The 15,071-nt window shown below is 58.6% G+C and carries 13 protein-coding genes; 12 read left to right on the top strand and 1 reads right to left on the bottom strand.

Annotated features, from left to right (window positions below; genetic code table 11):
- The first annotated feature begins 120 nt into the window (after positions 1-120).
- The 11 genes from HMPREF3042_RS03605 to HMPREF3042_RS03555 all read left to right on the top strand — a co-directional run bounded on the left by HMPREF3042_RS03605 (position 121) and on the right by HMPREF3042_RS03555 (position 12,503).
- Entirely contained in the window at positions 121-735 is a 615-nt protein-coding gene (locus tag HMPREF3042_RS03605; protein WP_168163875.1) for a DUF4178 domain-containing protein, read from the top strand.
- 11 nt (positions 736-746) lie between these two features.
- Complete coding sequence (locus HMPREF3042_RS03600) at positions 747-1,286, top strand: DUF2617 family protein (RefSeq protein WP_141750503.1); 540 nt, start codon at positions 747-749, stop codon at positions 1,284-1,286.
- A gap of 4 nt (positions 1,287-1,290) precedes the next feature.
- A complete protein-coding gene (locus HMPREF3042_RS03595) occupies positions 1,291-1,755 on the top strand; it encodes a DUF4247 domain-containing protein (RefSeq protein ID WP_049181136.1) in 465 nt (154 codons plus the stop codon).
- Positions 1,756-1,757: 2 nt separating this feature from the next.
- On the top strand, positions 1,758-2,267 hold the full coding sequence (locus HMPREF3042_RS03590) for a DUF350 domain-containing protein (RefSeq protein WP_083327416.1): 510 nt from the start codon (positions 1,758-1,760) through the stop codon (positions 2,265-2,267).
- Positions 2,268-3,830, top strand: a complete 1,563-nt coding sequence (locus tag HMPREF3042_RS03585; protein WP_070601085.1) for a polyamine aminopropyltransferase — start codon at positions 2,268-2,270, stop codon at positions 3,828-3,830. It abuts the gene before it with no gap.
- A gap of 70 nt (positions 3,831-3,900) precedes the next feature.
- Positions 3,901-5,433, top strand: a complete 1,533-nt coding sequence (lysS, locus tag HMPREF3042_RS03580; protein WP_038626637.1) for a lysine--tRNA ligase — start codon at positions 3,901-3,903, stop codon at positions 5,431-5,433.
- 126 nt (positions 5,434-5,559) lie between these two features.
- A complete protein-coding gene (locus HMPREF3042_RS03575; protein ID WP_070856090.1) occupies positions 5,560-7,065 on the top strand; it encodes a purple acid phosphatase family protein in 1,506 nt (501 codons plus the stop codon).
- A gap of 122 nt (positions 7,066-7,187) precedes the next feature.
- A complete protein-coding gene (locus HMPREF3042_RS03570; RefSeq protein WP_070767243.1) occupies positions 7,188-8,594 on the top strand; it encodes an acyl-CoA dehydrogenase family protein in 1,407 nt (468 codons plus the stop codon).
- 42 nt (positions 8,595-8,636) lie between these two features.
- Entirely contained in the window at positions 8,637-9,848 is a 1,212-nt protein-coding gene (locus tag HMPREF3042_RS03565) for an acyl-CoA dehydrogenase family protein (RefSeq protein ID WP_038626631.1), read from the top strand.
- Between the two features lie 220 nt (positions 9,849-10,068).
- Positions 10,069-11,526: a purple acid phosphatase family protein gene (locus HMPREF3042_RS03560; protein ID WP_070856089.1), complete on the top strand. Its 1,458-nt coding sequence runs from the start codon at positions 10,069-10,071 to the stop codon at positions 11,524-11,526.
- Positions 11,527-11,675: 149 nt separating this feature from the next.
- Positions 11,676-12,503: a hypothetical protein gene (locus HMPREF3042_RS03555; protein WP_070439715.1), complete on the top strand. Its 828-nt coding sequence runs from the start codon at positions 11,676-11,678 to the stop codon at positions 12,501-12,503.
- A 112-nt stretch (positions 12,504-12,615) separates the two neighbouring features.
- On the opposite strand, the gene HMPREF3042_RS03550 is transcribed toward HMPREF3042_RS03555, so the two are convergent.
- Positions 12,616-14,334, bottom strand: coding sequence for an AMP-binding protein (locus tag HMPREF3042_RS03550; protein WP_070856088.1), 1,719 nt, complete (start codon positions 14,332-14,334; stop codon positions 12,616-12,618).
- 366 nt (positions 14,335-14,700) lie between these two features.
- Between HMPREF3042_RS03550 and HMPREF3042_RS10845 the strand changes: the two genes are divergently transcribed.
- Positions 14,701-15,024 (top strand): hypothetical protein, encoded by a 324-nt coding sequence (locus tag HMPREF3042_RS10845; protein ID WP_168168124.1) that lies wholly within the window; start codon positions 14,701-14,703, stop codon positions 15,022-15,024.
- The last annotated feature ends 47 nt before the right edge of the window (positions 15,025-15,071 follow it).

The following is a 15,071-nucleotide window of genomic DNA, read 5'->3' as shown; positions in this document are numbered from 1 at the left end:
CTATCGCGGCGCGTCTCGAACGAAAATAATGTTCGACGACGCGCCGCGACTGTATTCGGTAAAAAGTTAGTAATCGGGCGTTTTCTCAGCGCCACCACACTATCGATGGGATTAATCCTAGTGAACAGCATTGTCATAATCGGCATCATCCTCGTTGTCATCGGAGTCATCGTCGTTGTTGTAGCGCGTCGGAATACTCAGGTTCCGGGGTCTGATCGGGAGCGCTTCGTCGATCCACTGATGACCGATGAGTACCGCAAGTACGGCCCAACCTCTGTCGCACCGGGCGCAATCCTGAACTACGGTGGTGCCTCCCATGTTGTGCGCGGATCACTTGAGCTCTCTCAGGGACCGTTCCGCTGGTGGGAACATCTCGTCGACGGTGGGGCAGATGGTTCTTGGTTCGGCGTTGAGGAAGATGAGGGTGAAGTCATCCTCACCTGGTGGCGCAAGCTTCCAGGTAGCTTCGAACCAGCTAATCCCATCGTTGTCGACGGTGTGGAGTACTGGGAGGAAGAGCGGGGGGCCGCCCGCTACACCGCGATTGGCACCACTGGGCTGCCGCCCGAGGGGGCTACGGACTTCGTCGACTACAAGTCCGGTGACGGTCGCTTGCTCGGACTGGAACGCTACGGTGACTCGATGTGGGAGGCATCCACCGGTATTAGGATTCTTCCCGGTGAGATTGATGTTATGGCAGCGCCGGACCATAATCCGGACACGGACAATCGCTAGTGACGGTCGCTATGTCGCTGGCAATTCTAGATGTGCCGTTCAAAGACACCGCTGCGGAGCAACTCCGCGTTGCTTTTGACGGCCAAGTCCCGGACACCCTCTGCGAGGCGGTTATCTCACACCCCGACGGCAAAACACCGCCGCTGACGCTCGGTGTCCTCGGAGCGTCGCATGTGGTTTTCGTCGGTAAGCGGGAGAACCCGTGCTTTACCGAGGAGATTTCCTGTACTGCGACACACGGTGTGCCCCTGAGTGGGGCGGGCGTGATGGTGAAAGCTCGTGTGGAGAACCTCTCGCCAGAAGCCTTCGCTCAGCGCGCAAATGCTTTACGGCGTGAGTTCGGAGCGGGGCATCCCTATTCGGTCGTCGCAGAGTTTCCCGGTTCTCCCGGCGCGCTGACTGTGTTGTCTGCTGAGCCGATTGAGCAGGGGTATCGCTGGGATACGTGGCACGGCTACCCGCCGGGGCAGCTCGTGTGGACGTCGAATACTTGGACTGCCGTTGCTGGTAACCATGGGGCTGAGGCAGACCGCGTAAAGGGAGGTTCCTGAGTCTATGGGACGCGGAAGTATTGGTTACGCACTGATCGTTGTCGGCATTATGGTCACGCTGGCCGGTTTCTTCGTCGGCGGGAAATCTGCGGAAGAGAGGATTAGCGAGCGCTATCAGTCCGCGCCCGGCGCAGCATCTGCGACGCAGGTCAGCAGCGGAATTGATCGACGTTGGACCTGTGGCGACCGCGACCCCATTGAGGTGGGGCGTGAGCTGAAAGAAGAGATCAAGCCACAGGCTTACAACGAAGATGGCGGGGCGGCGTACCTGAGGACGAAGAAGCACTTGTTCATCGTTTCGCGTCAGACCCCTGAGGCAGGGTCGAAGGACACGTGCCTGATAACCAGAGAATCACTTAGTGGCCGCTATTCGGGTGGGCACTTCATCTATCTCGGCCCCGGTTTCGGTCCCTCCGCCCCCTCTGGCGGTTCGGGTGGATCGGCCGGATCATTCGGAGGAGCGAAATAAACATGGGACCAGTAACGTACATGGCCACCACCGGGACGGCTATCCTCACGGCGCAGTCGGAGACATCAGAGACAGCGCAGTCAACAGTGGGCGAGCATCTGGCCGTCGGAGTACCGGCCGCCATCGGTTACTTCCTTGCGGGTGCCCTAGTGCTTGTAGTCGGATTCATTGTCCTTGATCTGATTACCCCTGGGAAACTGCGCGACCTGGTGTTTCTCGAAAACCGTGCGGGCGCCGCGATGATAGCGGGCTCGCAGCAGATTGCGCTGGCCTGCATTGTCGTTTCGGTAATCCGCGCATCCGACGACGCCCTGATGATTGGCTTGGGGGAGACCCTCGTCTACGGTGCCCTCGGCATTGTGCTGCAGGCAGCATCGCTGCTGGTGCTGGAAGCCCTGATTCCGGGGCGCTTCCGTGATGTCGTGATGGACGCGAAAGTACGCCCCCGAGCGGCGTTGGCGGCGACCACCTTCATCGTTATCGGTGTGATTAACGCGGTGGCGCTGTCATAGATGGAGACCACCACGACTTCCCGGCGCTGGCGGGCTCTCCTGCTGGGCTCTGTGGCGGCCTGCGCTGCCTGCGGCCTGGTCTATGAGCTGGCGCTACTGGCGCTGTCGGCTTCTCTTGGCCGCGGTGACGTCGTTGCGAATTCCCTGATTGTGGCCGGTTATGTCGCAGCACTGGGTTTTGGTGCCGTCGCGGCGAAACCGTTTGTGCGCCGTGCCGCGGTGTCTTTCCTCGGTATCGAGTGCGCTTTGGGTTTGCTCGGTGGTGTTTCCGCAACCGCCCTGTACTGGGTGTTTTCGGTTACAGGTGAGAGCCTCGGAGCATTGGTCGCTGCCACTTTCATAATCGGAACGCTGGTTGGCGCCGAGGTGCCGTTACTCATGACACTTCTGCAGACCGGTCGGACGTCCTCCGCAGAGGACACCGGTCGCGTGCTGGCGAATCTCAACGCCGCGGACTACTTCGGAGCCTTGGTCGGCGGTTTAATCTGGCCGTTTGTGCTCCTGCCTACAGTGGGAATGCTGAAGGCCACTGCCATCGCCGGACTAATCAACGTCACCGCGGCATTGGTAATTGCCGCGCTGCTACTGAAGCAGATGTTGTCCCGCCGGGCACTTGTCGCAGCTGTCGCCGCCCTCGTCGCGGCGCTGGTTGGGTTGGTTGCGTTGCTGGCCGGAATCCGGGACATCGAGGCGACCGCCCGGCAGTCGCTCTACGCCCAACCCATTGTTTTTGCCAAGCACTCGAAGTACCAGGACATTGTCGTCACCCGATTTGGCGGGGACCGGCGGCTTTATCTCGACGGAGGACTGCAGTACTCCAGTCGTGACGAGTACCGCTACACCGAGTCGCTGGTCTACCCGGCGGTGGATAAAGACACGAAGTCGGCGTTGATTCTTGGCGGGGGAGATGGGCTGGCTGCCCGGGAGCTGCTGCGGATGCCCAACATCGAGCGCATTGTTCAGGTTGAGCTGGATCCGGAGGTCATCGAGGTTGCCCGCACTGTGCTGCGGGAAGACAACCGCGGTAGCCTGGACAATCCCCGAGTGGAGAAGGTTACTGCGGATGCTTTCGCATGGCTCCACGATCAGGTACGTGGCAAGACCCAGACGCAAAAATTCGACGTCATCTACGCAGATCTTCCCGATCCCGACAACGCAGTGCTAGCCAAGCTTTACTCTCAGGAGTTTTACGGGTTAATCCGCACGGTGGCCGCGCCGGGCGCGAAGCTGGTGGTGCAGTCGGGTTCGCCATTTTCGACGCCGCAGGCCTTCTGGCGCACCGATAGCTCGATTCGCGCCGCAGGCTGGTCGACCACTCCGTACCATGTGCATGTTCCCACCTTCGGGGACTGGGGGTTTGTACTCGCGCAGGCCGAGCCTGAGCCTCCTACGCTCGAGCTTTACGACGGCGCCCCGCCGCTGAAATTCCTCACTCCTGACGTGGCTCGGGCTGCAACCGTGTTCGGTGCTGATAACGGTCCGCAACAATTGGAACCGTCGACACTCGCTCATCCTCAAATTGTGGAGGATATTCGTCGGGGTTGGCGGCAGGCGGGGGAGTAGCCCGCCGCGTATTTCGCAAAGAGCCGGGCGAGTAGCAGGTCGGCGGTGTAGTCGGCTAACCTTTATAGCCGTGACTGACGCGAAGAAGACCCCTGAAAACACCGCCACCGTTCCTGAGCAGCTGCGCATTCGCCGCGAGAAGCGTGACCGCCTGCTCGAGGCTGGAATTCAGCCGTACCCGGTCGAGGTTCCCCGTACTCACTCTCTCAAGGATGTCCGCGAAGAGTGGGGCCACCTCGAGGCCGGCGAGGAGACTCAGGATGTCGTGACCGTCATTGGTCGTGTCATGTTTATCCGTAATACCGGCAAGCTCTGCTTTGCCGCTCTGCAGGAGGGCGACGGCACGACCCTGCAGGCCATGCTTTCCAAGGCTGAGGTCGGCGAGGACGCCCTGGCTGCTTGGAAGTCGGACGTAGATATGGGCGACTTCGTCCTCATTACTGGCCGCGTAATTTCTTCGCGCCGCGGCGAGTTGTCCGTAATGGCTACCAAGTGGCAGATGGCCTCGAAGGCTCTGCGTCCATTGCCGGTGTCGTTCGCTGATCTGTCCGAGGACAGCCGTGTGCGTCACCGTTACACGGACCTGATTATGCGTGAGCAGGCTCGTACTAACGCACTGACTCGCATCAAGGTCATCCGCGAGCTGCGCCACGCCCTTGAACGTCGCGGTTTCCTCGAGGTCGAAACCCCGATGCTGCAGACGCTGCACGGCGGTGCAGCTGCACGTCCATTCGTGACTCATTCCAACGCTTTGGACATCGATCTCTACCTGCGCATCGCGCCGGAGCTTTTCCTCAAGCGCTGCGTCGTCGGCGGTATGGAGCGAGTCTTTGAGATCAACCGTAACTTCCGTAACGAGGGCATCGACTCCTCGCACAGCCCGGAGTTCGCGATGCTGGAGTACTACGAGGCCTTCGGCACCTACGATGACTCCGCCCGCACCGTCCGCGAGGTCATTCAGGAAATCTGCGTCGCGGTCTTCGGTTCGACGACCGTTACGCTTGCCGACGGCACGGAGTTCGACTTCGGCGGCGAGTGGAAGCAGATTGAGATGTACCCTTCGCTGAACGAGGCACTTGCTCGCAAGTTCCCTGGTCAGCCGGAAGTCACCATCGATTCGACCGTCGAGGAGCTAAAAGCAATCGCCGACGTGATTGGACTTGAGGTTCCGGAGAAGGGCGGCTGGGGCCACGGCAAGCTGGTCGAGGAAATCTGGGAGCTGCTCTGTGAAGATCAGCTCGACGGTCCTATTTTCGTCCGCGACTTCCCGGTCGAGACCTCTCCGCTGACTCGTCAGCACCGCTCCAAGCCGGGTGTGACCGAGAAGTGGGATCTTTACGTCCGTGGCTTCGAGCTGGCTACCGGCTACTCCGAGCTGGTTGACCCGGTTGTCCAGCGTGAGCGCTTCGAGGACCAGGCACGTTTGGCCGCCGGTGGCGACGACGAGGCCATGGTTTTGGATGAGGACTTCCTGCACGCAATGGAACAGGGCATGCCGCCGACGACCGGTGTGGGTATGGGCATTGACCGCCTGCTGATGGCCTTGACCGGTCTCGGTATTCGCGAAACCGTGCTGTTCCCGATTGTGAAGCCGGAAGCGTAAGCGACGTTTCTTTTTAGCATGTAGTCTGCAGCGGCCAGCCGGAAAACCACGGCTGGCCGCCGAATTCATGTGTAGTTATCCCGGTGTTATCACCGGGATTATTTTTATCCCGTAATTTCTTCACCCATGACTTCGGTAAATGGAAATAAGAGAATTAATCGGCGATCCATATTGCGCTTGGGAGCAGTAGCGGGAGCAGTAGCGAGTGCGGGTGCCGTAGAGGTGGCCGTCAATAGCGTCGGGACGCGAGCAGTTGCATCGGCGGCTCCGAACCAGGCGCCGTTTCCATTCACAGGTTTGACCAGCGGTCTTGTGGTAACGGACCTGGAAGTCGTGACTATGACCGATACGTCGGTGACATTTTCGTGGGCGACGTATGCAGGCCCACATCCAGCGTGGGGGAAGCTGGCCCCGCTGGCACCGGCCGACACTGAAGTTGCGCTCGTGCCAGTCGACGCTGATGAGGGCGGCGAGCTGCCCGTGGTGCATAAGGACGAGGCGCAGGTTGGCTACCACTTTGTGACCGTCGATAAGCTGCGGCCTGGAACCACGTACCGTTTCGAATGTCGATCGAATGGGCTGGTCGCCGAGCCGGGATTGATTACCCGAAACCTCCCCAATACGCCTGAACAAACTGGACGGTTCACGACGCTGTTCGCTCCGGAAGGGGAGTATCAGACCACGATTGCCATCCTCAACGACACGCATATCGGCGAAAACGGGCACGGTATTGTTGTCGGCAATTTGCCTGCGCCTATTTTCCCTGAAGCCGGTGCCGCACCGTACCCCGAGGTCATGTTGACGGCTGCCCTCGCTGAGCTTCGGGGGATGGGTATTGAAAAGGTTTTTATCAACGGTGATGCCACGTCGGAAGCACGTCCGGCGGAGGTACGTCGATTTGCCGAGATTATGAATACTTTTGGCGCTCAGGGGCAGCAGTGGTTTGTCACCCGCGGAAATCACGATCGTCCGCATAAGCCAGATGCCGATCCGTCTGCTGGCTACGACGAATTCCCGGTTTTGGAGGGCACCGAAGATCATCGCGATCCCTTCGGAGTCCTACTGGGGCGTCCGCGACAGGAACTGTGGGTCACTCAGCAGGGGCCGGTCCGCGTCATCGGTCTGGATTCATCGAAGTTGGATGAGTCCGGCGGCGAAATTAGTCCGGAACAGTTCGATGCACTGGAGCGGGAATTGCAGCGTGACCCCAATAAGCCGACGGTTGTGCTGGCTCATCACCCAATTACTTCCGAGGCTGGCTGGACAAATGCTGCCGGCCCCATATTCATTCTCAATAGCGCTGATGCACGACGTTTGCAGCAGCTGCTTAACGACGCTCCGGGTGTATTCTTCGCGGGAGCAGGTCACACCCACCGTGCAAAGCGTACTCGCGGTGATTCTGGTGCCGGCGTTGATTATTTGGAGACCGGCGCGTGCAAGGCATACCCCGGTGGCTACACGCTGCTGCATGTCTATTCCGGTGGTTACCAGGTTAATTTCCATCGTTTGAGCAGCGAAGATGCGCTTGCATGGACTGCGCGTGCCCGTTGGGCGATGTACGGCTTCGAGCCTGAGGCGCTGCTTGGTGAGCTCGCTGATCGCAACTACGTTGTTAACCGTGTTATCGCCTGACAAGTTAGAAACCTGAAAGTTTTCTGTTACTTGGCAATGTTTTTTCAATTCCTGTGACAACGGTCACGTGATTCATTTATTGTTATGCCAGTAATAGTTCTGACTCGAAAGGCCATGATCACATGAGCGAGAAGAAGAACCGCGAAGATTCGACTGTCGGCCGCAATAACCCTGGTCGCGACGCTATCGGAGCGGCAATGCGGTTCATCACGTCGATTACTGGTTCGGACTTCGCCCAGAAGTACGACCTTCAGCCAAAGATCGACCGCGTGGTGTACCAGTCCACCAAGTCCGGTTTCAAGACCCTTGGTGCCGCGAATCGTCAGTTTAAGAAGATTTCCGGTTCCGGTAAGCCGGAGCGTCCGGCTGAGGAAGCCCAGGCTGCACAGGAGGCCGCAGCCGAGGAGAAGGCAAAGAAGCTCTTCGACCTCACCCCGACCGAGGATCAGCAAATGATCGTCGAGACGGTGAAGGAGTTCGCTGAGTCTCGTCTGCGCGAGGCTGCTTACAAGTCCGACCACGAGGCAACTCCGCCGGAGAACCTCGTCTCTGAGGCTTCTGAGCTGGGCGTCACCATGATCAACGTCCCGGAGGCTTTCGAGGGCATCGCTACGGGTGAGGACGTCACCACCAACGCGCTGGTCGCAGAGGCTCTGTCCTACGGAGACATGGGTCTGGCTCTGGCTGTGCTGGCTCCGGCCGGTGTCGCTGCCACCCTGACCGCTCACGGCTCTGACTCGCAGCAGAAGACCTACCTGCCGGCATTCGCTGGCGAGAACGTCCCGGCTGCCGCTGTTGTTCTCGCAGAGCCGCGTCCGCTTTTCGACGCGCGCAAGCCTGAAACCACCGCGAAGCGCGAAGGCGATTCGCTGGTACTCAACGGTGTGAAGTCCTTTGTTCCGAACGCCGGCGCAGCTGAGCTGTTCATCATCGGTGTTGAGCTCGAGGGTAAGCCAGCTCTGGTTATCGTTGAGTCCGACACTGAGGGCCTCCACGTTGAGGCTGATCCGTCCATGGGTCTGCGCGGTGCCGCAATGGGCCGTGTCATTCTGAAGGATGTCAAGGTTCCGGCTGAGAACATTCTCGGCGGTGCTAGCACCTCTGCTGAGAATCGTGAAGAGGCATACCTCGACATTCTGCGTCGTTCCCGCCTCGGCTGGGCCGCGCTTGCAATGGGTACTTCTCAGGCAGTTCTCGACTACGTCATTCCTTACGTCAACGAGCGTCAGGCATTCGGCGAGCCGATTTCCCACCGCCAGGCAGTGGCATTCATGGTCGCCGACATCAAGATTGAGCTCGATGGTCTCCGTATGATCACCCTCCGCGGTGCTTCCCGCGCTGACCAGGGTCGCGGCTTCGCTCGCGAGGCAGCTCTGGCTAAGACTTTCGCCACGGAAAAGGGCATGAAGATTGGTTCCGACGGTGTGCAGCTGCTCGGTGGACACGGCTTCACCAAGGAGCACCCGGTTGAGCGTTGGTACCGTGACCTCCGCGCAATTGGTGTCGCCGAAGGCATCGTCGTTCTGTAAACCGCTAGATACTTCAGCCGAAAAGAATTAAGAGGAAAGAAAATGATTAACCTCGAACTGCCGAAGTTCCTCAAGGCGGGCGCGTCCCAGTCGCATCAGGCCGCCGCTGAGATCTTCCGACCGATTTCCCGTAAGTACGATCTCGCTGAGCACGAGTACCCGAAGGAACTCGACACCCTTGCCTCCATGATGGACGGCATGGCAGATGGTGGCCGCGGCTTCTCCGGTGCTTCCGGCGGACGTGGCGATGACAAGAAAAAGAAGCGTACCGGTGTAAAAAACGGTGGCAACATGGCTTCGCTGCTCAACGTTATTGAGACCTGCTGGGGTGACGTGGGTCTGACCCTGTCCCTGCCGTACCAGGGTCTGGGTAACGCAGCTATCGCAGCTGTTGCTACTGATGAGCAGCTGGAGGCTTTCGGTAAGACCTGGGCTTCCATGGCAATTACCGAGCCGTCCTTCGGTTCTGACTCCTCCGCTGTTTCCACCACTGCCAAGCTCGATGGTGACGAGTACGTCATCAACGGTGAGAAGATCTTCGTTACTGCTGGTGAGCGTTCCGATTCCGTCGTTGTGTGGGCGACCCTGGACAAGTCCAAGGGCCGCGCTGCCATCAAGTCCTTCCTGGTGAAGAAGGGCACCCCGGGCTTCACCGTGGAGCGCCTGGAAGAGAAGCTGGGTATTCGTTCCTCGGATACTGCAGTGCTCCGCCTGGACAACGTCCGCGTCCCGAAGGAGAATCTGCTGGGTTCCCCGGACATTGATGTTAAGAAGTCCTTCGCCGGCGCAATGGCGACCTTCGACAACACTCGTCCGCTGGTTGCCGGTATGGCCATCGGTGTCTCCCGTGCTTCGCTGGAAGAGCTGCGTCGCATTCTGGAAGAGGCCGGCATCGAGATTGACTACGATGCACCGGCACACACCCAGAGCGCTGCTGCAGCTGAGTACCTGAAGCTGGAGTCCGATTGGGAGGCTGCGTACCTCCTGGCTCTGCGCGCTGCGTGGATGGCTGACAACAAGCAGCCGAACACCCTGGAGGCTTCTGAGTGTAAGGCCAAGGCCGGCCGCGCAGGCACTGAGATCTGCTTGCGTGCCGTTCAGCTGGCAGGCACCTTCGGTTACTCCGAGCGTAACCTGCTGGAGAAGTGGTCCCGCGACGTCAAGATCCTGGATATCTTCGAAGGCACCCAGCAGATTCAGCAGCTAGTTGTTGCTCGCCGCACCCTGGGGCTGTCCTCCAAGGAACTGAAGTAATTACAGCTTCAGAGCAATCTACATACTGGTGAGCCGATAAAAGTTCACTTAGATGCTCAAGCCACATTTCTTAAAACACCGTCCTTCCATGACCTGGTAGGGCGGTGTTTTATTTTTGCGCTGTTTTAGTCGTGTGTCTTTTGTTGTTGTGCTCCTATTTTTCCGAGATTAGAGGAAGAGTTCATCTATTTTTCATCTTTAGGTTCTAGGCTTATTGGCCATGAGCATTTCCCGCCGGGCCTACCTCTCTGTTGCAACTCTTGCTGCAAGTTCAATGGCCGTCGCGAAAACCTCGGGAGCGTACGGCCTGGAGTACGTCACGTCGGGGCTGGGGCTTACCCAGTCGGATTCCAAGTCGTGGCAGGTACTGGCTAGCGACTTGGAGGTCATTACTGTTACAGATACGTCAGTGGCATTTACATGGGCAACATATGCTCCGGGAGTGCAGACAGCGTATGGCTTTATTAAGCCGACCGTTCCTTCGGATGAGCGGGTGCTGCTTGCTCCAGCGGATTCAACGCAGCTAGAGCTCGTGCACGAGGGGTACTCAGAGTCGGGCTACCACCATGTGGTCATTGATGGGCTGGAGCCGGGACGGGAATACCGCTTTGAGTGCTGGTCCCACAACTGCCGCGCGGTCCCGTCGCTGAATATCACCATGAGCAAGACGGCGCCGGAGAAGACAGGCGTCGTAAGTACTCTGCCAGCGTTGGCGGGTGCACATTTGGCGACGTTCGCGCTGACGAATGACACACACATTGGTAAGCCCAATCATGACGGCATTCGCATTGGCAACCTCGGTCTTTCCTCCGATCCGGGAGAGCAGCCTTTCGCCTCTATGCAATTGCAGGGTCTGGTGGACACGGTAAAGGCTGCCGGGTTAGACACTCTCGTCGTCAATGGCGATTGCACGGATAGCAACCGTCCTGAGGAGTATGACGAGCTCATCAGGGTTTTGGATACTTTCGGTGAGTTTGGGAAAAACTGGTTTGTCACCCGTGGTAATCACGATGTGCACCCGCCCGGACTGCCCAATATCAATGGTTTCCGGGGACGCGGAATCCGCAAGGGCAAGACCGCGGTTCCAGATTACTTCAGCCAGCGTCTTGTGCCGACGCAGCAGCACTGGTCGACTCGCGTCGGCGAAGTGCGTCTCATCGGTGTTGATACTGCCGAATTTGGTTATGCAGGTGGGCGTATTAATGAGCGCCAGATGCGTGCATTGCGTGCTGAACTAGCAGAGGATCCAGAGCGTCCGACAATTTTGTTTGCGCACCACCCGTTTACTCAGGATGCGGTGCGTTCGCATTTCGGTGGTGAGGCATTCATGGTCGAGGCTCAGCAGGCCAAGATTTTCCAGGAGATCCTGGCTGCCACGCCGGGTGCCAAAGGTGTGTTCGCTGGTCATACGCACCGCAGCCGTCGTGGTATCGCTGACTATGGGGATACGGACTTCTGTGAGCGGGGTGCTGCACTTGGCTATCCGGGTGGATACACGCAGATTCGAGTCCACACTGACGGTTACCAGATCAGCTACCACCGCACCACAACACCGCAGTCGCTGGCCTGGTCAACGAAGACTCGTTGGTCGATGTTCGGGTTGGAGCCAGAGTTTATGCTGGGAAAGATCTCCGATCGGAACTACGTCAATTTCTTCAAGAACAAAGTGCCGCTCTGAGCTAGTGCTAGCTTCTAGCAGGGTACGCTGGGCAACGCATAGTGTTAATGGAAAATACGTAGTGGCAAGTTCCGCTGTGGGCGAAGTCGCAAGCCGCCACGTTATTGGCCGAGTACAAGTGTGGCTCTGAAGTAATAAGGAATTTAGCGATGACCGACCAGTACAACCCGCGTTCGTCCTCCCCGCAGGATTGGGAGCAGGACGGTTATGCAACATCTGCCTGGGAGCAGCCGCAGGGTGGGGCTCAAGGCCAGTACCAGCCTCAGTACCAGTACCAGTCGCAGGGGCCGAACCAGGGAGGTTCACCCCAGCAATATCCGGCTTATCAGCAGGCTCCGGTACCTGAGCAGAAGAGCAACAACGGTCTGTACGTGGTTTTGGGCATCGTCGGTGTCGCACTTGCAGCGGTCGCCGGTATCGGTGGCGCGTACTACCTGAATAATTCCTCCGATCATTCCCCGCAGTCTCCCGATACGGTTGCGGCAGGGGACTCGTCGTCAAGCACTGCGTCCCCGGCGCCGGTGGAGACGTACACGGAAACCTATACCCAGACCGTCGAGCCGGAAACGACGAAGCAGCCGGAGAGCAGCGCTCCTACCACTACGCAGCGGGGAAATTTTGGTCTTCGCGCGTTCGGTATGAATCGCGATGATATCGATGCCAAAGGTTGGGTTGGCAGTACCGCCCGCTGCTCGGGTGGGTATTACGCGCGTGTGTTGGCGGAGACTTCTTCGGGTAAGGCCGTGATTTGTGAGAATTCCAATAACCGCCAGCAGCGCCATTACATTGGTGACTTCGGTGAGATTTCGGATACCCCGGATGCGTACACAGTAGATAGTTTCTCCGGGAACCGTGCTGTCGCGAAAAATGGTGGCTACACGTATACCGTCACTCCGAATGCGGTAACCGTGACCCAGGACGGCGAAGAGATTTTCCGTGAGCCTGTCACGGACTACGGTGTTTTGAACGCTGGCTAATCAGCTCTAGTTCTTCCTAGGACACGCAAAAAGGACGCGGTAACTTCCACAATGGAAGTTTTTACCGCGTCCTTTTCGTGTCTGCCGTTCGCTTTACGACGGTCCCTGCGCCCTAAGCCACCTTCTCCTCGGCGGCATTCTCCCACGGTTTCGGCAGGTGGCGAGGAACCACCTTGCCGACTGCATTGCGTGGCAGTTCATCGAGGAACACGGTCTCGCGCGGCACGGCGAATCGGCTGAGGTGCTGCTTGACATATGTGCGAATCTGCTCATTAGTCAGGGCACGGCCCTCAGGGGAGTCGTCGCGGACAACCCAGGCGACCAGGGCCTGACCGAAGCGCTCATCCGGAACACCTGCGACTGCGCACTCGCGGACACCCTCGAGCTGGCTGAGTGCATCTTCGGTCTGACGTGGGAAGACGTTCTCGCCACCGGAGACAATCATGTCGTCCTCGCGACCGGAGATGTAGAGCAGGCCATTTTCCATGCGACCCAGGTCACCGGTACAGACCATGCCGTCAATGACCTGCTTGTCCGCGCCGGGGCGGGTGTAGCCCTCGTACAACATGTTGTTGCCCACGAAGATTCGACCGGTCTCGCCGTCGGCAACGCGGTTGCCGTCTTCGTCGAGAATCTGGACACGAGTGCCCAGCGGTGCGCGACCTGCCGTGGTCGGGTTTGCCTTGAGCTCATCCGGGGTAGCAATAGTTGCCCAGCTGACCTCGGTGGAGCCGTACTGGTTGTAGAGAACCGGCCCGAAACGCTCGAGGGTCTTAGTGACAATTCCCTCCGGAATGGCCGAGCCACAGGATGCGATGACCTTCAGCGATGTCGCGCCGATGTCGTAGTTCTCCGGGAGAATCTCAATCATGCGCTGCAGCATGGTCGGCACCAGGAAGATGGTGTGCGGAGAGTGCTGCTCGATAATGCGGAGACTGTCGGCCGGATCGAACTTGCGGCGCATGATCATGGTGGAACGCAGTGCGATGCACAGCTGTGCAGTTGCGAATCCCCAGGTGTGGAACAGCGGAGCCGCAAGGTAAGCCGGGCGACGCTGGCGCAGCGGAATGCGGCTCATGATGGACGATGCCGGCATCCAGCTGCGCGGCTCCGGACGCTTGGCACCCTTTGGCGTGCCGGTGGTTCCGGAAGTCAGAATAATAACGCGGCCACGGCGTGGACGGCTTGGCAGCTCGGCGGTTGGCCACTTTGCCGGCGGTGCCGTCTTCAGCATCTCCTGCATGGAGGTCCAGCCCTCGCGAACACAGGAGGTGTCACCGTAGTTTTCGAACCACGACACTGCGACCGGGCACTCATCGAAGTCCTCCGGCAACATGTGAGTGAATTCCTCATCAATGAACAGGAAGTCAATCTTCTGCTCACGAATCACGGCCAGAGTCTGCTCGGCAGAGGCGCCGGTGTTGAGCAGTACCAGGTCGGTGCCGAGGCGACCGTGGGCACACAGCGCCATAATGAAACCGCGGTGGTTGCGAGACAGCACGCCGATGCGGTCGCGCTGCTGAATATCACCGTGGCGGAGTGCTCGAGCCAGGGCAGTGGAGCGCTCGTGCAGTTCTTCGTAGGTCAGCGAGCCGCCGTCATCAATAATCGCGGTGTGGTGCGGGTCGCGGCCGGCTGCAATGCCGAGGAGACCAGCTGGCAGGAAGTCCCAACGGTAGATGGAATTCAATGCCTTTCCAGCAGCGCCAGGTCCCATCGAGCCGAGGACGCCAGCCTGCGTCACCGGTGCGAGTCCGAGAACGAGGTCCGAGGTAGCTCGCGAAGCTTTGCGCACCTTATTGAAAATCGAGGTCTGTGGATTAGATGTCATAGTCACTCATCTTCCGTGGTTCATGTCCTGCGGTCTTCGGAGAGGCCTAATCAGGCGAAACCTCATCGGTAGGACCGCCGATTTAGTTTCTTTTACAGTAAGAATAAGTGTCCTAGGTCACTTTTGTGTAGCTTTTTGCAAAATTTTTTTATCAGAAACGAATAGTTGTGAAGACCTGAGGCGTGACCAGGGAGTACGTTCAAAAGTGCGGGGCTTTTTCTGTCTCGAGAAATGTTGTCGCCGCACTTAGGGTCTCCGTTTTGAGGTAATTTCTCTAGGAAAAGTTCTTGAAAGATGTTCCAATCCAACTGCGCTCTCGTCGCAGTAGTGGAGGGTGAGGCCATCCGATATGACTTAGGGGAACCCATGAAGTCCAGTCTCAAGCATCAAACTTTCCTACGTATTTCGGCGACCCGAGTCGCCGTAGTCGGAGCAGTCGCAACCGGTGCGGCCTTCGGTCTTGCAGCTTGTGGCGATAGTGATGACGTCGATCCGGCACCTGTCGAGACCACTACGGTGACTTCGACCGAGAGCGTGGACGACAATCGCAATGATCGCGATGATGACGACCGGGGTGATGATCGTGACGTCCACGATGACGACGATGATGACGACGAATGGGATGACGATCGTGACAATCGCGATGATGGCGACCGGGATGATGGCCACGACGATTGCGTGAACAACTAGGCGTCCGTTCCAGGATGAAACTGCCGTTGTACCTCTCTCGACCAGGC

Origin of the sequence: Corynebacterium sp. HMSC074C05, from assembly GCF_001838325.1 — a bacterium.
Classification (GTDB): Bacteria; Actinomycetota; Actinomycetes; order Mycobacteriales; family Mycobacteriaceae; genus Corynebacterium; species Corynebacterium amycolatum.
This window is presented reverse-complemented; position numbering and strand designations above follow the sequence as displayed.